Annotated in this window: 2 protein-coding genes (1 of these 2 cut by a window edge); both read right to left on the bottom strand. The window is 73.7% G+C overall.

Annotated elements, in window-relative coordinates; all coding sequences use genetic code 11:
- Positions 1–27: 27 nt before the first annotated feature.
- Complete coding sequence (locus tag CCN29_RS30085; RefSeq protein ID WP_006129815.1) at positions 28–540, bottom strand: hypothetical protein; 513 nt, start codon at positions 538–540, stop codon at positions 28–30.
- Between the two features lie 64 nt (positions 541–604).
- Positions 605–1,457: the 3' portion of a 2-oxo acid dehydrogenase subunit E2 gene (locus tag CCN29_RS30080; protein WP_442538564.1), read on the bottom strand. The gene runs 569 nt beyond the window's last position; 853 of the gene's 1,422 nt are visible here — the last part of the coding sequence; its start codon lies off the right edge, out of view; it ends in the stop codon at positions 605–607.

Below are 1,457 nucleotides of genomic sequence, written 5' to 3'. Positions count from 1 at the left end.
CGCCACCCCCGGTTCCCTTGTACCGGGTCAGCCGGCCGCTGTGGCCGACGGCTTCGGGGCGAGCCCGTCGGCCACCTTCGCCGTCGCCTTCTTCAGTGAGGTGCACACCTGCGGGGTCATCGCCGTGGTCCGGCCGAGCCGCAGTTCCACGGTGTTCCGCTCCCCCGCGTCCAGGAAGATCTTGCAGACGCCGTCCAGCGAACCCATCAGCATCACGGCGTCGTGGTCGCCGAAGCGCATCGTGCTCCGTTTGCCCTGACCGGTGGCCGTGTCCTCCAGCGGCCGGTCCCGCAGCAGCACGGTGAGGGTGCCGAAGTCGTGACTGTGTGCGGTACAGCCCTCCCCGGACATCTCGCTCACCGAGGGCTCCCCGAGGCCGAACTCGACGGCCAGCGGACGCAGCACCTTGCAGGCGGGGGTGTCGTCCGCGGCGGAGGCCCGCACGGCCGAGTCGGGTTCGGCCCCGCAGGACACCAGCCCGAGACAGGCGCAGACCAGCGCGGCGGCCGTCCAGGCGCGCCGGGCGGGTTGACGGCTCATAGCGTGTCACTCCGATCTGTTCGGTGGCGGGAGAGGGCTCCCCGGGCAGGACCTGGCCGGGTGGTCAGCACTGGAGGACCGCGCACGCCCAGTGCATGCCGCGGCCGTTGGTCGCGAGGGCCACGAGGTCCCCGGGCGACAGCTCCCCGGCCTCGTACGTCCGGGCGAGGGAGAACAGGTGGTCGGCGGCGCCGAAGTGCCCGTGTCGACGCGCCAGTTCGGTGTTGGTGCGCTCCAGCGGCACCCCGATCAGCTCCGCCTGCGCCGCCAGGACCCGGGCGTTGTCGTTGAGCAGCAGGAGCCAGGCCAGGTCCTCCTCGGCGCACCCGGCCTGACGGCAGGCCCGGTGCACGGCGCGCGCGGTGCGGTCGTCGATCTCCTCGGCGTACGCGGCCAGTCGCCCGGCGTCGTGCTGGAAGTACTCGACCACGTCCCAGGAGTCCCGTACGGAGGGTGTCCCGGCGCCGGGCGCGAAGGGCTGCCTGGCACCGCCGACGTCCATCCGGAAGAAGTCGGCGTACCGGCCGTCGGTCTCCGCGTACGAGGCCCGCCAGCGCAGGGTGGGCGCGTCGCGTACGGCGAGGGCGGCGGCGGCCCCGTCGGAGAACAGCAGCGAGTGGGTGTCCAGCCGGTTCCAGTACGCCTCGACGGTGCGGTTGGCGCCGACGACCAGCGCCGTGCCGTAGCCGGGGTGGGTGGCGAAGCGTCCCGCGACGGTGTCGAAGGCGGTGACCCCGCCCGCGCAGCCCTGGTCGACGAGGACCGCCTCGGCCCGGCTCAGGCCGAGTTCCCACTGGACCCGGGCCGCCGCGTCCCAGTACAGATGGTCGGCGAGGTCGGTCAGGGCGAGGACGAGCAGGTCCACCTCGCGCGGGTTCACCCCCGTCAGCGCCCGCCGCCCGGCCTCGACGGCGAGG

This window comes from Streptomyces pseudogriseolus (assembly GCA_002154585.1).
Classification (GTDB): Bacteria; Actinomycetota; Actinomycetes; order Streptomycetales; family Streptomycetaceae; genus Streptomyces; species Streptomyces pseudogriseolus.
Note: the sequence above shows the minus strand (reverse complement) of the source record. Positions and strands in the feature narration are given on the sequence as shown.

Coding starts and splice junctions, on each gene's coding strand:
- CCN29_RS30085 (WP_006129815.1), bottom strand. CDS start 540: ATGAGCCGTCAACCCGCCCGGCGCGCCTGGACGGCCGCCGCGCTGGTC.